We start from the raw sequence: 16820 nt of genomic DNA, 5'->3' as shown, positions 1-16820 counted from the left end.
CTCAGTGCGCGGACACGTCGGACAGGATATTCAGACAGTAAACGCCGGCGAGGATGAGCCCCATCCCGGCGACGGCTGCCCCGTCGAGGGGCTCGTCGAACGCGACCACGCCGATCGCCGCGACGCCGATGATGCCGAGCGCGGCCCACGTCGCGTAGACGATGCCGACCGGCAGGTCCTCGAGCGTCAGCGAGAGCAGATAGAAGGCAAAGCCGTAGCCGACGACGACACCGAGACTCGGCAGCGGCCGCGAGAACCCGTTAGAGAGCTTGAGCGCCGTCGTTCCGAACAGCTCCGACAGGATCGCACCGCCGAGTATCACGTACGGGTTCATACCTCTCAGTTACGTTAGAAAATTAATATTTGTTTCGGACTGCCGTCGAAACCGCTGCGACGGAACCCGCGACGACCGAGAGTCACCGCCGGTATCCGCGGAATTATGTGCCGCGTTGTCGTTTCCCCGCGTATGGAACGCGTTTCGCTTTCAGACCTCGAGCCGTCGGAAGCCGCCGACGGCGTCCACTTGGCGCTGCTGGCCGGCACCGACTCGATGAACGTTCAGCATTTCGAGATCGAACCCGGCGCGGTGGTCGACGAGCACAGCCACCCTCACGAGCAGACCGGGTTCATTGTCGAGGGCGAACTGGTCTTCATCACTGACGGCGATGAACGAAGCTCATCGGGCAATCAGGAATCGGAGAGTCCCGATGGCGGCGAGGAGATCGTCTGTGGCCCCGGTGACTCCTACGCGATTCCCGGCGACCAGCCCCACGCTGCCGAGAACCGCGGCGACGAGACGGTCCGGGGCATCGATATTTTCAGCCCGCCCCGGGAGAACCCGAGCTGGCAGTCGGAGTAGCTCTCAGAGGGCTTTCGCCCGTCTAGCACCGACGAATACCACGCAGTTATATAGTTCAGTTCGCAAGGGTTCCCGATGGCAACCGAGCAGGGATCGGTGAGACTCGGACGAATCGAATCGTTTCTCGAGCGACTGGGGCCGACGTGGCTCGCCGGTGCGATCGCGGCGGGGCCGGCGACCATGGCCAGTCTGCTGGTCGCGGGCGCGAGCTTCGGCTACGCCTTACTGTGGGTGGTCGTCCTCTCAGCCGTCCTGGGTACTGTCGGACAGTACCTCTCGATGCGGCTGGGGCTGCTCACCGAAGCGGGCATCGTCGCGGTCGTCGAACGCCACCTCGGCTCGGTCTGGGCCTGGGTACTCGTCGTCGACGTCGTACTGGCCGCGGGATTAGCACAGCTCGTCATTATGAAGACGCTGGCGGGCACGAGTGCGACGATCGTCGACAACGCGGGTGTCAGTATCGCTGCACTGACCGACCCGCGCCTCTGGGGTGTAGTCTGGGCAGTGATCCTCGCTTTGGGGCTCGCGGGTGGCGGCTATCGCCTTGCGGAGGTCGGCGCGAAGGTTCTCGTCTCGATCGTCGTCGTCGCGTTCGTCGCCTCGGTGTTCGTCGTCCCGATCGACCCGGCTGCGGCGGCGAGTGGACTGAAACCCGCGATCCCGGCCGGCGTCGACGGGGCGCTCGTCGCCGCGGGGATCCTCGGCGGTGCGGTCCACATCACGCTGTTGACCATGCAGAGTTACACGATGCGGGCCCGCGGCTGGACGGGCCGCGACGCGGATATCGCGACGTTCGACGTCATCAGTTCGATGTTCGTCGCCTTCGGAATTTTCAGTCTTGGAGTCTTTCTCGTTGCGGCGAGTATCCTCCCATCGGCCGGCGTCGATCCGGCGACGATTGACGGGGTCGGAGCCGCGCAGACACTGGGGCCGATCGCCGGCGAGTACGCCATGTGGCTGTTCCTCGCCGGCCTGCTGGGCGCGGCGGTCTCGACGCTCGGGGGCAACACGATCGTTCCGCCATACCTGCTCGCAGACAAACTCGGCTGGGAGCAGTCCGTCAGCGACGGCCGATACCGGGCTGCGATCGTCGCCGTCGCGCTCGCCTCCGCGATCGGCCCGTTCCTCGGGGAACCTTCTTCCAACTCCTCGTCCTCACGCTGGCGTTCGGGCTCGTTGGGACGCCCTTCGCCATCGCGGTGATCCTCTCCCTGCTGAACGATCCCGCGGTCGTTTCCGAGACGAATTCGCTGCCGGCCAACGCCGGCGGCCTCGCGCTTTTCGCCGTCACAGCCGTTCTCGCGGGCGAGTTCGTCCTCGCGGAACTCGAGACGGTGACCGAGCCGCTCTCGGCGTTCGTCGTCGTCTTCGCGGCGGCGATGGCGCTGGCGATCCTCGGTGTCGCCGGGAGAGACGTCCGCAAGCGGATCGACGCTCGCTGAGTTGGGCCGCGTTGATGCTCGCTGAGTCGGGTTGTGTCAACGCTCGAGATCGCGACCGAGCCGTCAACCCAGAACGGCGGTAACCAGCGCGAAGAAGACGAACACGCCACCGGCAGTGACGGCGGCCGATATCGTCAGCGGGAGGAGGACGCGGGCAGCCATCTGTACCGTCTCTGTGGCCGCGTTTGCAGGACCGTGACTGTCATGTGCCATACTATTGACGCCCACATACTGACCCTTGAAAGTCAGTCAGACAGTCGACAGACACCGACACGAGCTCACTCGCCGTATTGCTCGAGCGAGCAACGCCGTCGTCTACGTCATCCCCGCCGCCGGCGACACCCTCGGCGTTGGTATCGAGGTCGGTTCGGTCCTCGAATCGCTGTTCGACGAGGATGCAGCGGCCCACCAAGAACGAGTCGCGTTCGCCCACGAGTTGGGGCGTCCGAAGCGCGATGATCGCCGCTGTCCGCGACCGCTGGGACGCCCGGATCTACTCATATGACGACTGCGAGGAGCTGTGTCGACAGCTCCGTCTGTTCGTGCGAGATTTCATTCGTCAGGAGCGGACAGGTGACCTGCCGCGACTCGAGTGAGGGCCACGACCGATTTCCGATTAGGCCAGTGATTTCCGCATCTCGACGTGTGGGATACCGGCCTCCTCGAACTCCGTCCCGCGGCGCTCGTAGCCCAGACTCCGATAGAAGTCGGCGGCTCGTGTCTGTGCGTGGAGCTTCAGCGCCGCAAATCCCGAATCGATGGCCCGCCGCTCGAGCGCCTCCATCAGCGCGCGACCGACGCCCTCCGCTCGGCGGGACTCGAGGGCCGCAACGCGTTCGACCTTTCCTCCGCCCGCCTCGTACTCACGAAGTCGCGCCGCGCCGATCGGCTCTCTGTCGTCGTACGCGACGAAGTGGACGGCGGTCTCGTCGTGGTCGTCGTACTCCAGTTCCTCGTCGACGCCCTGCTCCTCGACGAACACCGTCCGTCGGACCGCGAAGGCGTCCTCGCGCGCTCGTTCCGTGTCGGCGACGCGTACCTCGACCATGGCCTCGAGTACGCGTGGCCGCGACGAGAACGTTACGACAGACGGCTCTCGTCGCGCCGACGGCGTCGTACAGGTTCAGCGCGCTTTCCCAGGAGATGAGATCGTTGCTTGAGGCGCGGATCACGAGCGTCGGATCGTCATTCTGTCGCGGATGGGACTCGCTAGATTACACTGGCCACGCATCGACACCGCCCCGAAACGCTACTGATCGCGATCAATACCGTCGCTCCGAGACGGAGGCAGTCGATCCCGTCTCGTTCGGTTCGGACGGTAGCCCGCCGACCATTCGCGGCACTGTCACGTTTCGGCGACGGTCTTCCTCCCTCGCCAACGGGCCGACGACGCTTCCCACCTCCGTTTCGCGGCGGTCTCGAGGTCGAGCGATCGGGGACAGCCCCCCGATACCACTCACTAGTGAGTCAATTCGGCCGGTGCGTCTTTACGCTGGCCTCGTCTTGCGATGAGACGAAGCGATGAGCGCCGAGCCACACACGGACGTATCCGATTCCTCGACATCCGAGCTGGACCTCGAGTCGAGCGCGCCGTTCCGATTGGAGCCCCACCAGTTCCGACGGGCGTGGATCGCCGCGGGACTGTTCGTCCTCGGATCGATCGGCTGGATGCACTTCTCGATCGGGGGCCCTGAGGGAATCCTCCTCTTCTCGAATATCGTCCTCACGAGCAGTGCGACCGCGGCCGCCGTCGCGCTGGGACTGCTGGCCCGCCGGAGCGAGCCGCCGGACGCGCTCGGCTGGGGGCTCATCGCGGTCAGCGCTGGACTGTTCGCGGCCGGCGAGTTCGCATGGATGTGCTACGAACTGTGGCTGGGCGGCGTTCCGTATCCCGGCGTGCCGGATTTGTTCTATCTCGGGGACTACCTCTTCCTCACAGGCGGACTGCTGGTGATCGCCGCTTCCCAGCACCGTCTGGGATCGGCTCTTCGCATCGCCCTCGACGGACTCCTCGTCGCGGTCGCACTGTTCACAATCAGCTGGCAGTTCGTGCTCGAGTCGATTCTGGCGACCAGCGATGCCAACACCGCGACGATCTTGGTGTCCGCGGCGTACCCGTCGCTCGGTATCGTCATCGGAGCGATCGCGTTCATCGTCGCGGCCTACGAACGCGGTCCGCGACGCGTCCCGATTACGCTCTTCGCCGCGGGCACTGTCGTCTGGGCGCTCTCCGACAGCGTATTTGCCTACCTGTCGGTCACGGGGGGATACGTCTACAGCGAGTTCGACATGATCTGGCTCGCTGGCAATCTGATGGTCGGGCTCGCCGCGCTCCATCCGTCGGCGGCAACACCACCGCTCGATATCGACCGACGCCGGTACGCGTTCAGGGAGGCGATCGCCCCCTACGTGCCGTTCCTGCTCGCGATGGCCGTCACCGGGTACGCCGCGTCGACCGGCACCCTCGACCGGGTCGGACTCGCGCTCGGCGCGCTCGTGTTGCTCGCGCTCGTCGCCCGGCAGTCGTACGTCTTCTTCGATGCAGCGGCGCTGAGCCGACGACTCGAGCGCAACAAGGCGACGTTGTCCCGCCGCAACGAGGAGTTGCTGCTCCTGAATCGGATCGTCCGCCACGACATCCGCAACGACATGGCGGTCGCCCTCGGCTGGGGCGAGGAACTGAACAACCGCGTCGACGGCGACGAGCGTGAAATGCTCGAGCGAATGCTCGACACGACGCGGCACACGATCGAACTCACCCAGACGCTGCAGGCCTTTACCGAACTCTGGGATGACGACGATCGTGGCACGGAATCGGTCCCGCTCGCGGCGACGCTTATGGAGACGCTCCGACGCCGCCGCGAGGCGTACCCCGACGCCGACTTCGTCGTCGACGGGGCCATCCCACCGGTCGCCGTCCGTGCCGGGCCGCTCCTGTCGACCGTGTTCAGGAACCTCCTGAACAACGCGGTCCAGCACACCGACGCAGCCGAGCCGCGCGTCGAGATTTCTGTCCGAGCCGAGGCCGAGAGGGTGAATGTCCGCATCGCGGACAACGGTCCCGGGATTCCCCCCGATCGCCGCGACACCGTCTTCGGTCGCGGCGAGAAGGGCCTCGAGAGCGAGGGATCGGGAGTCGGTCTCTATCTCGTCGACACGCTCGTCTCGCAGTACGACGGCGACGTGTGGATCGAATCGAGCGAGCTGGGTGGAGCCGCCTTCGTCGTCGAACTGCAGCGCTATCGCGAGTGAGGTTGAGCGGAACCGATCGACTCGGGAGTACAGCAGCGATCGACTCGCGATATCGAACGACGAGAGAGAACGAGAATATGCGGGTGAGACGTGTTCAGCGAACGCGTCTCGATATTCGCACGGAGAACCGCGCGAGTGCGAGAAACTGTCTTACGACAGCTTTTCGATATTCTTGACGACTTCCTCGGCGTACTTGCTGGTTGCGAGCTTCTCGGCGTCCTCGAGGTTGCGCTCGAGGTCGTAGGTGACCTTGCCGGAGGAGATGGTCTCCTCGACGGCGTCACGGACGAGGTCGGCGGCGTCGTCCCAGCCGATGTAGTCGAGCATCATGCGGCCCGAGAGGATCATGGCGGTCGGGTTGACCTTGTCCTGACCCTCGTACTTGGGCGCGGAGCCGTGGACGGGTTCGGCCAGCAGGAGGCCGTCGCCGAAGTTCGAACCGGGGGCGATGCCGAGGCCACCGATCTGTGCGCCGGCGGCGTCGGACATGTAGTCCCCGTTGAGGTTCATCGTCGCGATGACGTCGTAGTTATCGGTCCGGGTCAGCAGCTGCTGGAGCATGTTGTCGGCGATGCGGTCGTTGACGACGACCGCGTCTTCTGGCGCTTCGCCGTCTCGCTCCTCCCAGAGGGTATCCTCGGTGATGACCTCGTCACCGTACTCCTCGTTGGCGACCTCGTAGCCCCAGTCGCGGAACTGGCCCTCGGTGAACTTCATGATGTTACCCTTGTGGACCAGCGTGACCGAGTCGCGGTCGTGCTCGAGGGCGTAGTCGATGGCGCGGCGGATGAGGCGCTTGGATCCGAACTCGGTGATCGGCTTGATGCCGATGCCGACGGGACCGTCGTGGATGACGTCGTCGTCGCCCATCTCGTCTTCGACGAATTCCTTGACCTGCTGGACTTCGTCGGTGCCGGCCTCCCACTCGATGCCGGCATAGACGTCTTCCGTGTTCTCACGGAAGGTGACCATATCCATCTCGCTGGGGTCCTTGACCGGTGACGGGACGCCGTCCATGTAATAGGTCGGGCGGACGTTCGCGTAGAGGTCGAGCTTCTTTCGCAGGGCGACGTTCAGCGAACGGAAGCCGGCACCGACGGGGGTCGTCAGCGGGCCCTTGATCGCGACGCGGTGTTCCTTGATCGCCTCGACGGTCTCGACGGGCAGGTTCTCGTCGTACTTCTCGCGTGCGGACTCGCCGGCGTAGAGACGCATCCAGTTGATGTCGCGGCCGGTCGCCTCCGCGGCTGCCTCCAGAACCTTCTGTGCGGCGGGACCGACGTCGCTCCCGACACCGTCACCGTAGATAATCGGGATAATCGGGTTGTCAGGTACCTCGAGTTCGTCCTCGGTACCCTCTTTCAGCGTGATCTGCTCCCCCGCTTCGGGGACCTCGATCTTGTCGTAGCTCATCTCGTCTGTACGGTTCTTCGACGGGGGTAAAAGGTCTACCATTTCCATCGCGGGCCGGCAAAAGTTGAACGATACCCATTCGTTCTATATCCCCTCATTGTCGTGAAAACGGTCGGCTGAACGGTCTAATCGACAAAATACGGTCACTGCCTCGATATAATAGTCCGTCAGATGATAGTGTGTTCGCCGCAAAATCAACACTTTTGACTCTCGATGCGCCCACACGACCGGGGACGCTCCCAAGCGAACGGCCGTAACGGAAAGCTGCCAGTGACTGCCACTGCGAGACCGCGGATCCACCCGCCGGATGCATCGCGTTCGTGCCCTCGTTCTCGCAGTGGCGTCACGGTGCTTGAGTCGGTGTCAGTGACGCCGACTCGGATCGATGGCGTCTCTCACGCCAGTCATATCCAGACGCGCGCCGGATATAATCTGTGGCGACCGTTTCACAGGTCCCGGTGTCGTTACGCATCATTTCTTTCGCAAACGGTCGGTTCGGGGAGACGTTCAGTCACCGCTCGAGTACACCCCCCGTTGCTCGATGTCGTGGGTTCGACGATCGTCGTGAGGAACATTTATTATTGACGTATCCGTGAGGCGAACTATGTTGCGAGCGCCGCAGTACGCTTCGAGCCGGTGTCCGCGCTGTGACGTGACGCTGTCGAACGTACAGGGAATCGTCGCCTGTCCGTCGTGTAACTGGGTCGACGGGGAGCCCGCGAATCGCTGACTCGGAGACAGGGACCGGCCGCGTCGACCGTCGGAGAGACGGAACCTCTTTTTGTCGACCTGTCCAACCCGGAGACATGGCCGAAACCGAGGTGGACCTCGAGTCCGAGCAGTACGAGAAACACCGCGAAGCGGGGGAAATCCTCGCCCAGGTACGCGAAGAAACCGCCGAACGCGTCGAGGTCGGTGCGAGCCACCTCGAGGTAGCCGAGTGGGCGGAGGATCGCATTCAAGAACTGGGCGGACAACCCGCGTTCCCCGTCAACATCTCTGTCGACGAGGAGGCAGCCCACGCGACGCCGTCGATCGACGACGAGACGACCTTCGGTGAGGAGATGATCAACCTGGACATCGGTGTCCACGTCGACGGCTGGCTGGCGGACACCGCGATTACCGTCGACCTCTCCGGTAACCCCGACTTGGCCGAAGCCTCCGAACAGGCCCTCGAGGCCGCGCTCGACATCATCGAGCCCGGAATCGGGACCGGCGAGATCGGTGCCGAGATCGAGGACATCATCGACGGCTACGGCTACAACCCCGTCGTCAATCTCACCGGTCACGGACTAGGTCACTGGGAGCAACACACCAGTCCGAACATTCCGAACCGCGCCGTCTCGCAGGGAACGACGCTCGAGGTCGGCGATGTCGTCGCGATCGAGCCGTTCGCGACCGACGGCGGCGGCAAGGTCACCGAGGGGGCCAGCGAGGAAATCTTCTCGCTCGAGCGCGAGGGAACCGTCCGAAACCGACAGGCCCGCGAGGCACTCGAACAGATCACCGAGGAGTTCCGAACGCTACCGTTCGCGACGCGGTGGCTCGAGACCGATCGACCCGAGATGGCGCTGCGCCGACTCGAGCGTAACGATATCGTCCACGGCTATCCGGTGCTCAAGGAAGACGACGGCTATCTCGTCAGTCAGAAAGAACATACGATCATCATTACCGAGGACGGCTGCGAAGTGACAACTGAGATGTAATTCGCCGAAACTGGAAATTCGTATTGGTAATAGTTCGGACGGCCGAACGCCCGACGTGCGAGTCGAGCGCCGGCCGCGGGAGACCGGGCAACGAGGGTGATTTGTCGTCCCGATTCACAACCGGCGGAGGCTTACGCGTTATTCATCCGCTGACTCGAGCGGTCACCACACCGCTGACACTCGCTCACACGGTACGGTTCGCGAGAGAACTGTGCGTTTTCTTGCTTGAGGCTCTCAGTTCTGATCTGGACGGATACCTCGTGAAGTGTTTCCAAGTCGCATTCCTCGCAGTGCTCGGTCATCCCGTTAACAGAGTCGTCAGTCGTTGCCATTACCGGCTTACTTGCGGTAGCCCTATCTTAAACCCACGTTTCATTTTGAGCCGTGAGCCGCCAAAACCGCAAGAGGGCGTCGCCCTCCTCGCGAAATCGTCTGAGAGCGTTCGATACCGTTTAGATCCTGTTTTCGTGGCTTTATAGCGCAATTATGAGTCACTTTCGCATGGATTTACAGTAATATTACCAGTAGGATCCGACCTGATCCGGCGGACTGAAACGCTTTAGGGGCACCTCGAGTGGTATCGAACATGGAGCAGGTGTTCGCACCGTGGCGAATCGAGTGGATCCGACGCGACAAAGGAAACCCCGACATCGAGGAGTGCGTCTTCTGTGAACTCCCCGATCTGGGTGACGATCGGGAGAACCTGCTCGTCGCGCGAAGCGACCACGCGTTCGTTATGTTGAACAACTATCCGTACAACCCGGGACACCTGATGGTAATCCCGCACACCCATACCGGCGAGTACACGGCTCTCGCGGACGATATCCTGCTCGATCATGCCTGCTTGAAACAGCGAACGTTCGATGCACTCGAGGCCGCACTCGAACCGGACGGTTTCAATGCCGGCTTGAACCTCGGTGATGGGGCCGGTGGCTCGATCGATGACCACCTCCATACTCATGTCGTGCCGCGGTGGGAGGGCGACACCAACTTCATGCCCGTCCTCAGTGACACGACGGTGATCGTCGAGGCGCTCGAGGCGACATACGAACACGTCCACGACGCGTTCGCCGCACAGGAGGGAGCGACGGTCCCCGACGAAGACAGCGCCGTCGTCGTCGAGTAACGGCGCGAATCTGCGCGACGACGGGACGCCCCGGCGGTCGGTCCGCGCCGCGAGCGCGACTGCCGGCCCAACCCTTGTACGAGTCTCCGTCGAACGCCGGCCGTGTGCGAATTAACTCGTCTCGAGGAACTGATCGTGCGTATCTCTCCCTACTCGACAACGTCGCGACCTTCCTGCTCACGTTCGCGCTGGTGTACGCGATCGGTCGGTTCGCCGTCCGGCCGCTCGTCCGCGCCACGCTGGACTACCGCGATACCGAACCGCCGCTCCAGCAGGGACTCGAGGAGTCGATCAGTATCGGCCAGGGGGTAGCGTCTCGGAGCGGAGACAACGATCCCGATGGGCAATCATAGCAGTGACCGCTCGAACGGTGAGAGGCAGACCGAACGACCCGTCTTGCCACAGCCAGCAATCTGGAACAGCTGACGGGACACTTTTGGTGGGCGTTATTGTGCGATGAAGTGGCATGGAATACGACGTGGTTCAGATCGACGACGTACCGATGACCGACCTCTCCGACGTCGACGAGATTCCGCCGGATCTGCGCATCCGCGCGCTCGACGAGTTCTTCGAAACCGACGCGCTCAACGTCAAGCTCTGGTATTTCGAGCCCGGCGAGGAGATCCAGTACCACGCGCACACTGAACAGGAGGAACTCTACTACGTCCTTGAGGGCGAGTTCTCTCTGAAACTCGGCCGTTCGGGCGAGGAGGAGTACGTCGAGGCCGGTCCGGGAACGTTCTGGATCGCCAAACCGGACATCGGGCACGGCCACCGCAACGTCGGCGACGAGGAGGGAGTCGTGCTCGCGATTGGCGCGCCCGCGGTCGAGGATCCGGGACTGGACCCGCACGGACTCGAGGAAGACTGACACGGACCCGGACCTGAAGACCTCAGGCGTAGGTCGTCTCGAGGTAGTCGAGGATCCGCTCGGATTCGGCCATCGTCACGCTGGACGCCTCGTCGACGACGACGGGAACCTGTCGCTGGCCCGAGACGCGCTTGACCTCGTTGCGCTTCGAGTGGAGCCCCTCGACCCAGACGCTCTCGTAGTCAAGATCGAGTTCCTCGAGGCGATCCACGACGTGTTCGCAGTACGGACAGCCCTCCAGCCGGTAGAGCGTGAGCATGGTGGTTGTTGTGCGGTATCACTGAAAAGGGTACGCCGAACGCCGGCTGCTCGCCATCGCTCCATTCGACTGCGAGACGGAGTTTTTTCTATCCGCGCGAGAGTCCTCGGGTATGCCACCGACCGAGGGCGAGACCGTTGCCGACTTCGAGGCGCTCCTCTGTGACGGCGAGACGTTCCGTTCGACGCCCCTCTCCGAGGCGCTCGGGGCTCGCGGCGGCGTCGTGGTCTGTACCGGTTTCGCGTTTAGCGCGATCGCACAGAACTGGTGGAAACAGTTCGTTCGCGCCGGCTGGGGGGAGTTCGAGGGCGTTCCGGTACTCGGTGTGAGCCGTGACGGCCCCTACGCGCAAAACGAGTTCCTCCGCTGGCTGGATCGGCCGGATTTCTGGTTCTTCGCCGACGTCAACGGCGACGTCAGCGAATCGCTCGAACTGCTCGCCGAGCGATCACACATGGCGAACGTCTCGACGCCCTGGCGGTCCGCGTTCGTCCTCGACCCGGATCGCGAGGTCAAGTACGCCTTCGTCGCGGACGACTGGATCTCGCCGCTTCCCCGCAAGGAGATCGAAGACGCCGTTGCGAACCTCTAACGGCGGATTTCGTGCACTCGAAGCCGGATGCAGAACAGGAAGCGACGACGGCGACCCGTTAGACCGGCTCACCGAACGCGTACATCGTCTCGTGGGCCGTCACCTCGAGATCGACGAAGTCGCCGGGCTCGATACCGTGTTCGCTGGCGTTCTGGATGATGATCTGGCGATAGGCCGAGTCACGACACTTCACGGAGTCGGCGGTGCCCTGCTCGACGACGAGACAGTCCTCGCGACGCTCGCCGACCATGTCCGCGTAGGCCTCGCGGACGATTTCGCGCTTGACTTCGCTCATCTCCTTGGACCGCTCCTTCTTGATCGTCCCACCTAGGCCCTTCATCTCGGCGGCGTCCGTGCCGGGACGCTTCGAGAAGCGGGTAACGTTGATCTTCTCCGGACGGGTCTCGCGCAGCAGCGCCATCGACTGCTCGTGGTCGTGGTCGGTCTCGGTCGGGAAGCCGACGATGAAATCGGTCGATAGCGTCCAGTAGTCGAGGTGCTCGTCGAAGGTCTCGACGACCTCGACGTACTCCTCGACTTGATGTTGGCGGCGCATATCGCCGAGGACATCGTCGCTCCCGGACTGGACGGGCGCGTGCAGGAAGTCATAGAGTTCGTCGTTCGCGGCGAAGACCGCGGCTAGTTCCTCGCTGATGCCATGGACGCCCTTTGGGTTGGCCATCCCCACGCGGACCCGGAAGTCGCCTTCGATCTCGCAGATCTCCTCGAGCAGCCGGTGGAGCTTGCGTTCGCCCTCGTCCCAGCCGTAGACACCGGTGTCCTGGCCGGTGATGCGGATCTCCTTCGCGCCGGCGTGGATCAGCGCGCGGGCCTTCTCGACGTTTTCCTCGATTGAGGGCGAGTCGATCTTGCCGGTCGCCTGCTTGGTGATGCAGTAGGAACAATCGGACATACAGCCCCGTGCAATCGGGAGGATGCCGACGACGCCGTCGAGGATCGGTTCCGCATCGGGGGTTGTCGTCGGACACTCGCCGTTGGTGACGGCTTCGGGAACCTCGTCCCAGTGGAGTACCTGTCCGTCGACGTCCGCCCGCGCAAACTCCTCGCCCTGGGCCAGCGCCATACAGCCCGTGATGAAGAGGTCGGCCGTCTCGTCGGCTAGTTCTTCGGCCCGCCGGAGCATGTTGCGCTCGGTCTTCTCGACGACGGTGCAGGTGTTGAGGATGGCGACGTCGGCCTCCTCGGCCCCGTCGACCTGATAGTGGCCCGCATCGCGGAGCCGGCGCTCGATCTCACGGCTCTCCCCGCGATTCGACGTACAGCCGTAGGTTTCGATGTGATACCGGGCCATTCGCTTGGACCGTTCTCAGGGCTGGTAACGCAAAAACTCGACGGATCGGGGCCGCCGTCAGTTACCCGCCGTCCGTCTCGGTCTCGTCGTCCAGTTCCTCGAGCGCGTCCGCTCCGATCGTGAGGGTCCGACGCCCGGTCGGCGCTTTAGTGACGAGGACGCCGGCCGAAAAGTCCGGGTTTCCGTCCTCATCGTAGATTTCGTCTGGATTCGTGCCGATTCGGACTGACTCGCGGACCGTCAGCATCGCCTCTCGGATCGCGTCGTCCCGGTCGTCCGCCGCAGCGATATCCAGATAGTCGATCGACTCGTCGCGATCCGACAGTCGCTCGAGGACGGTCTCGACGTGCTCCGCGGCAGTCTCGCTGTTGTATATATAACTCTGAACGCGCATGGGTCTCCTTCGGTCGGCTGTTCGAAGCGGGTACAGTACTCGAGTCTTCGTCCCCGAATTCCGTCACAGGGGGACTATAATTAACCGCGCGAGCACGAGTACCATGGCGATCGCCCCCAGAACGACGAACAGCGCGTTCTCGAGGTCTGGATCGCCGGGTTCGATCGGCGTCGCACTGGATTCGGGTGCGTACTCGTCCTCGCCCTCGTCGTCACCGTCCGACGTATCCTCGCTCGAGCCGGAGAGATCGAGCGGGATTCGGTCCCGCTCGTCGTCGCGGTCATCATCCGGGTCGCCGCCGACCGTCGGTCGGTCGGCTCGATCGGTTACGCCCCACTCGTTGCTCGAGTCGACGCTGTTCGAACCGTCTCCTCTGTCAGCTCCCGGCTCCGTCCCCGAGGGATCGTTCCATCGGTCGTCGGTGGCGTTGCCGTTCCCGGGGGCTCGTCTGCCATACTCGGTCGTAATGGATCCGTCGTCAAAAACCCGCGGTCCGGTCGCGGGTCGCCTCACGTTCAGTTCAGAGCCGCTCGGTTCGATTGCCAATCTCGCCGCCGTAGATGACGCCGCGTTCGGCGTCGACGGTAACGGTGTCGCCGTCCACGAGGTCCGCGATGTCCGCATCGCTGATCATCGGAATCCCGAGTTCGCGTGCGACCAGCGCCGGATAGCCGGTCATGCCCCGCTCGGCGTTGACGATACCGCCGATTCGACTCGTGTCGCCGGAAAACTCCTCGTCGAAATCGGTGGGAAGCGCGAGGATCGCCCCGTCGGGAACGTCGGTGAGGTCGCCGTCCGTAACGCGGACGACGGGACCGGTGGTCCGCCCTTCGACGACGACCCGTCCGGTCGTCAGCGCGTCCGCGGCGACGTGGACCTTCAGCATGTTCGTCGTGTTCGCCCCCTCGAGGTCGGTCATCATCCCACAGAGGACGACGACGGTGTCCCCGCTCTGGGCGACGCCAGCGTCCAGTGCGGCCTGGACCGCCTTCTCGACGACGGCGTCAGCGCCCTGGTCCGAGACGGGCGCGTATAGCGGCGTCACGCCCCAGGTCAAGGCGAGCTGGCGGCGAACCGTCTGGCTCGGTGTCGAGGCGACGACCGGGACGCCCGGTCGGTATTTCGCCGTTTTCAGCGCCGTATAGCCGGACTCCGTCGCGGCGACGACCGCATCCGCGCCGATGTCTCGTGCCAGGAACCGTGCCGAACGCGCCAGCGCGTCCGTCCGCGCCTCCCCCGACGCCGGCACCCGCTGCTCGAACAACTCGGCGTGCTCCTCGGAGCCTTCGACCTCGCGGACGATGCTGTCCATCGCGTCGACGACCTCGACGGGGTGGTCGCCGACCGCCGTCTCGGCCGACAGCATGACCCCGTCGGTGCCGTCGAGGACGGCGTTTGCGACGTCAGAGGCCTCTGCGCGCGTGGGCCGGCGGGCGTGGACCATCGAGTCGAGCATCTCCGTCGCCGTGATGACCGGCCGGCCGGCCTCGCGACACTTCCGGATGATCCGCTTTTGAATCATCGGGACGTCCTCCATCGGACACTCGACACCGAGGTCACCGCGTGCGACCATCACGCCGTAGGCGGCGTCGATGATCTCGTCTAGGTTTTCGACCGCACCCGCTCGCTCGATCTTCGCGATGATGGGGATATCGGCATCGTTCTCTTCGAGAACCTCGCCGACCTCGTAGACGTCCTCGGCGTCCCGGACGAAACTCGCCGCGACGAAATCGACGCCCTTCTCTGCGGCCAGTTCGAGGTCTCTGCGATCCTTTTCGGTGACGATATCGAGTCCCAGCTCGACGCCGGGGACGTTGACCCCTTTTCGACCGCCCAGTTCGCCGCCGGTGTCGACTCGCGCCCGAACCGCGTCGCCGTCGCGCTCGAGAACAGTTGTCTCGATTAATCCGTCGGCGAGCAGGATGCGATCCCCCGGCTCAACAGCGTCGATCGACAGCGAGAGGCCGACCGTCTCCGGCGTCGTCTCCTCGCTCTCGACGAACCGAATCTCGGAGTCGGTCTCGAGGGTCACCGTCTCGCCCTCGGGCAGCGGCGCGGTCCGGATCTCTGGACCCTGCATGTCGAGCATGACCGCAACGGGCTCCGTTCGCTCTTCGTCGACTTCGCGGACGCGGTCGATTACGTCCGCGCGGTCCTCGGGGCTGCCGTGGCTCGCGTTCAGCCGTGCAACGGACATCCCAGCCGCGGCGAGCTCTCGGATCGTTTCCCGGTCGTTCGATGCCGGTCCCAGCGTACAGACGATTTTCGCATTTCTCATGTCGGAAGATACTGCCAGCATTGCCTAAAAGATGGTCACTTACTCGAATTCGAGTACCAGCCTCGTCCGCCGAGTATCGATCCCGTCGTCTGCCACGTTAACCGTTTTCCGCGGATCGCCCCTTTCAAACGACATGCCGACCTACGCAACGCTCGTCGACCTCGCCGATCGCGATGTCCAGAACGCCCAGGAACTCGCGACGATCTGGGGCGAAATCCGGACGGAGTTCGAGGACCACGGCGCGGACCTCCACGACTCCTACGCCGCTCTCGGCGAACACGACTTCCTCATCGTATTCGAAACCGACGACAACGAGGGAGCGTTCAAGTCGGCGCTGACGCTCCACCGACACGGTCTCGAGGGAAAGACGATGGAAATTGTTGACACCGACGACTTCGCGCAGGTCGTCGACGAGGTCTGATCGGGACCTGCGACGGGACACCGTCGGCGGTGCTCAGTCCGCCGGCCGCTCGACGAGCCGCGTCACGCGCTCACCGCTGACGACTTCGGGGATGACGACCTCGTCGGCCCCGGCCTCCTGCGCGACCGACTCGTACATCTCATCACCGACGCGAACGATGATTTCGGGCGCGGACGTGGCTGTCCCGCTGACGATCGCGATCTGGATGTTGACGTTCGAGTCGTCGATCGCGGCGACGAGTTTCTTCGCCCGGCCGACCCCGGCAGTTCGGAGCACCTGCTCCCGTCTGGCGTCGCCCTCGACAGTGAGATGGCCGTCCGCTCGAGCGCGCTCTGCATTGTCCGCGTCTATTTCGATGACGACGACCGTCCGATCGGCCTCCGCGAGCCGGTTGGCAATCGTGCGTCCGAACATACCGTAGCCACAGACGATGACGTGATCGTCGCTACCGTCGATGCGTCGTTGCATTGTTGCTCGTGATATCTCCGTGGAAATCCGTCCCCCGAACACCTTGGTGACGACCGTTTCGCCGATCCACAGCCCCGAGAGGACGAGGCTGGCCGTCACCAGAACGGCGTAGGCCTTAGTCGCTCGTTCGGGGCCGGCGTGCTCCTGGAAGTGCAGATCGATACTCGTCAGGTCGACCAGCCAGAACGCCGCCTCCACGAGGCCGACGTTCCCGAGCACTGCAAATCCCCCGACCCCCGCCGCGACAATCGCGACGAAGACGCCGATCGGAGCGACCGTGTGGCGCACAATCGGTCGATCCTCGAAGTGTGATACGCTATCAGGGAACACAGTTGGCAATCAGTGTGGGTATATAAATAGCTATCTGAGAGCATTTTTAATGCACGTTCGGCTGACTTAATTCGAGAATAGGGAACAGTACGCCATA

At 63.8% G+C, this 16820-nt stretch carries 22 protein-coding genes and 1 pseudogene; 11 read left to right on the top strand and 12 right to left on the bottom strand.

The genetic code is table 11. From position 1 onward, the window contains the following. Position 1 precedes the first annotated feature (1 nt). Positions 2–334, bottom strand: coding sequence for a multidrug efflux SMR transporter (locus K6I40_RS16445; RefSeq protein WP_222920084.1), 333 nt, complete (start codon positions 332–334; stop codon positions 2–4). Positions 335–466: 132 nt separating this feature from the next. Between K6I40_RS16445 and K6I40_RS16440 the strand changes: the two genes are divergently transcribed. Together K6I40_RS16440 and K6I40_RS16435 are read left to right on the top strand one after the other, a co-directional pair. Beyond that, entirely contained in the window at positions 467–859 is a 393-nt protein-coding gene (locus K6I40_RS16440; protein ID WP_222920083.1) for a cupin domain-containing protein, read from the top strand. 75 nt (positions 860–934) lie between these two features. Next, a pseudogene (locus K6I40_RS16435) lies at positions 935–2301 on the top strand (divalent metal cation transporter). Between the two features lie 63 nt (positions 2302–2364). Here K6I40_RS16435 and K6I40_RS16430 read toward each other — a convergent pair. After that, positions 2365–2514: a hypothetical protein gene (locus K6I40_RS16430; protein ID WP_222920082.1), complete on the bottom strand. Its 150-nt coding sequence runs from the start codon at positions 2512–2514 to the stop codon at positions 2365–2367. Positions 2515–2539: 25 nt separating this feature from the next. Between K6I40_RS16430 and K6I40_RS16425 the strand changes: the two genes are divergently transcribed. Further along, entirely contained in the window at positions 2540–2806 is a 267-nt protein-coding gene (locus K6I40_RS16425; protein ID WP_255682116.1) for a hypothetical protein, read from the top strand. 111 nt (positions 2807–2917) lie between these two features. Here K6I40_RS16425 and K6I40_RS16420 read toward each other — a convergent pair whose 3' ends face one another. After that, entirely contained in the window at positions 2918–3349 is a 432-nt protein-coding gene (locus K6I40_RS16420) for a GNAT family N-acetyltransferase (RefSeq protein WP_222920081.1), read from the bottom strand. A gap of 214 nt (positions 3350–3563) precedes the next feature. Continuing rightward, positions 3564–3761 carry a hypothetical protein gene (locus tag K6I40_RS16415; protein WP_222920080.1) on the bottom strand — a complete coding sequence of 66 codons (198 nt, stop codon included), beginning with the start codon at positions 3759–3761 and terminating at the stop codon, positions 3564–3566. Positions 3762–3822: 61 nt separating this feature from the next. Between K6I40_RS16415 and K6I40_RS16410 the strand changes: the two genes are divergently transcribed. Next, on the top strand, positions 3823–5553 hold the full coding sequence (locus K6I40_RS16410) for a HAMP domain-containing sensor histidine kinase (RefSeq protein ID WP_222920079.1): 1731 nt from the start codon (positions 3823–3825) through the stop codon (positions 5551–5553). Between the two features lie 150 nt (positions 5554–5703). Here the strand turns inward: K6I40_RS16410 and icd are convergent, their stop codons facing one another. Next, on the bottom strand, positions 5704–6966 hold the full coding sequence (gene icd, locus K6I40_RS16405; protein ID WP_222920078.1) for an isocitrate dehydrogenase (NADP(+)): 1263 nt from the start codon (positions 6964–6966) through the stop codon (positions 5704–5706). A 604-nt stretch (positions 6967–7570) separates the two neighbouring features. On the opposite strand from icd, the gene K6I40_RS28540 reads away from it, so the two are divergent. Then, positions 7571–7696, top strand: coding sequence for a hypothetical protein (locus K6I40_RS28540; protein WP_255682114.1), 126 nt, complete (start codon positions 7571–7573; stop codon positions 7694–7696). Between the two features lie 76 nt (positions 7697–7772). After that, a complete protein-coding gene (gene map, locus K6I40_RS16400) occupies positions 7773–8672 on the top strand; it encodes a type II methionyl aminopeptidase (protein WP_222920077.1) in 900 nt (299 codons plus the stop codon). A 131-nt stretch (positions 8673–8803) separates the two neighbouring features. On the opposite strand, the gene K6I40_RS16395 is transcribed toward map, so the two are convergent. Continuing rightward, positions 8804–9004: a hypothetical protein gene (locus K6I40_RS16395; protein WP_222920076.1), complete on the bottom strand. Its 201-nt coding sequence runs from the start codon at positions 9002–9004 to the stop codon at positions 8804–8806. A gap of 254 nt (positions 9005–9258) precedes the next feature. On the opposite strand from K6I40_RS16395, the gene K6I40_RS16390 reads away from it, so the two are divergent. The 3 genes from K6I40_RS16390 to K6I40_RS16380 all read left to right on the top strand — a co-directional run bounded on the left by K6I40_RS16390 (position 9259) and on the right by K6I40_RS16380 (position 10669). Then, on the top strand, positions 9259–9798 hold the full coding sequence (locus tag K6I40_RS16390) for an HIT domain-containing protein (protein ID WP_222920075.1): 540 nt from the start codon (positions 9259–9261) through the stop codon (positions 9796–9798). Positions 9799–9902: 104 nt separating this feature from the next. Continuing rightward, positions 9903–10151, top strand: a complete 249-nt coding sequence (locus tag K6I40_RS16385; protein ID WP_255682112.1) for a hypothetical protein — start codon at positions 9903–9905, stop codon at positions 10149–10151. A gap of 113 nt (positions 10152–10264) precedes the next feature. Beyond that, complete coding sequence (locus K6I40_RS16380; RefSeq protein WP_222920074.1) at positions 10265–10669, top strand: cupin domain-containing protein; 405 nt, start codon at positions 10265–10267, stop codon at positions 10667–10669. A 22-nt stretch (positions 10670–10691) separates the two neighbouring features. Here K6I40_RS16380 and K6I40_RS16375 read toward each other — a convergent pair whose 3' ends face one another. After that, positions 10692–10928: a glutathione S-transferase N-terminal domain-containing protein gene (locus K6I40_RS16375; protein ID WP_222920073.1), complete on the bottom strand. Its 237-nt coding sequence runs from the start codon at positions 10926–10928 to the stop codon at positions 10692–10694. A 112-nt stretch (positions 10929–11040) separates the two neighbouring features. Here K6I40_RS16375 and K6I40_RS16370 point away from each other — a divergent pair, with 112 nt between their 5' ends. Continuing rightward, positions 11041–11520, top strand: a complete 480-nt coding sequence (locus K6I40_RS16370; protein ID WP_222920072.1) for a redoxin domain-containing protein — start codon at positions 11041–11043, stop codon at positions 11518–11520. A 58-nt stretch (positions 11521–11578) separates the two neighbouring features. Here the strand turns inward: K6I40_RS16370 and K6I40_RS16365 are convergent, their stop codons facing one another. The 4 genes from K6I40_RS16365 to pyk form a co-directional block, all read right to left on the bottom strand. Continuing rightward, positions 11579–12832 (bottom strand): tRNA (N(6)-L-threonylcarbamoyladenosine(37)-C(2))-methylthiotransferase, encoded by a 1254-nt coding sequence (locus K6I40_RS16365; protein ID WP_222920071.1) that lies wholly within the window; start codon positions 12830–12832, stop codon positions 11579–11581. 61 nt (positions 12833–12893) lie between these two features. Continuing rightward, a complete protein-coding gene (locus K6I40_RS16360) occupies positions 12894–13226 on the bottom strand; it encodes a hypothetical protein (protein WP_222920070.1) in 333 nt (110 codons plus the stop codon). 63 nt (positions 13227–13289) lie between these two features. After that, entirely contained in the window at positions 13290–13772 is a 483-nt protein-coding gene (locus K6I40_RS16355; RefSeq protein ID WP_255682108.1) for a hypothetical protein, read from the bottom strand. After that, a complete protein-coding gene (pyk, locus tag K6I40_RS16350) occupies positions 13747–15504 on the bottom strand; it encodes a pyruvate kinase (protein WP_222920069.1) in 1758 nt (585 codons plus the stop codon). The genes K6I40_RS16355 and pyk overlap by 26 nt, the downstream gene beginning before the upstream one ends. A 133-nt stretch (positions 15505–15637) precedes the next feature. Between pyk and K6I40_RS16345 the strand changes: the two genes are divergently transcribed. Further along, positions 15638–15925: a GYD domain-containing protein gene (locus K6I40_RS16345; RefSeq protein ID WP_222920068.1), complete on the top strand. Its 288-nt coding sequence runs from the start codon at positions 15638–15640 to the stop codon at positions 15923–15925. A 33-nt stretch (positions 15926–15958) separates the two neighbouring features. Here the strand turns inward: K6I40_RS16345 and K6I40_RS16340 are convergent, their stop codons facing one another. Then, a complete protein-coding gene (locus K6I40_RS16340; protein ID WP_222920067.1) occupies positions 15959–16681 on the bottom strand; it encodes an NAD(P)-binding protein in 723 nt (240 codons plus the stop codon). Positions 16682–16820 lie beyond the last annotated feature (139 nt).

Origin of the sequence: Natrinema sp. SYSU A 869 (genome assembly GCF_019879105.1) — an archaeon.
Classification (GTDB): Archaea; Halobacteriota; Halobacteria; order Halobacteriales; family Natrialbaceae; genus Natrinema.
Note: the sequence above shows the minus strand (reverse complement) of the source record. Positions and strands in the feature narration are given on the sequence as shown.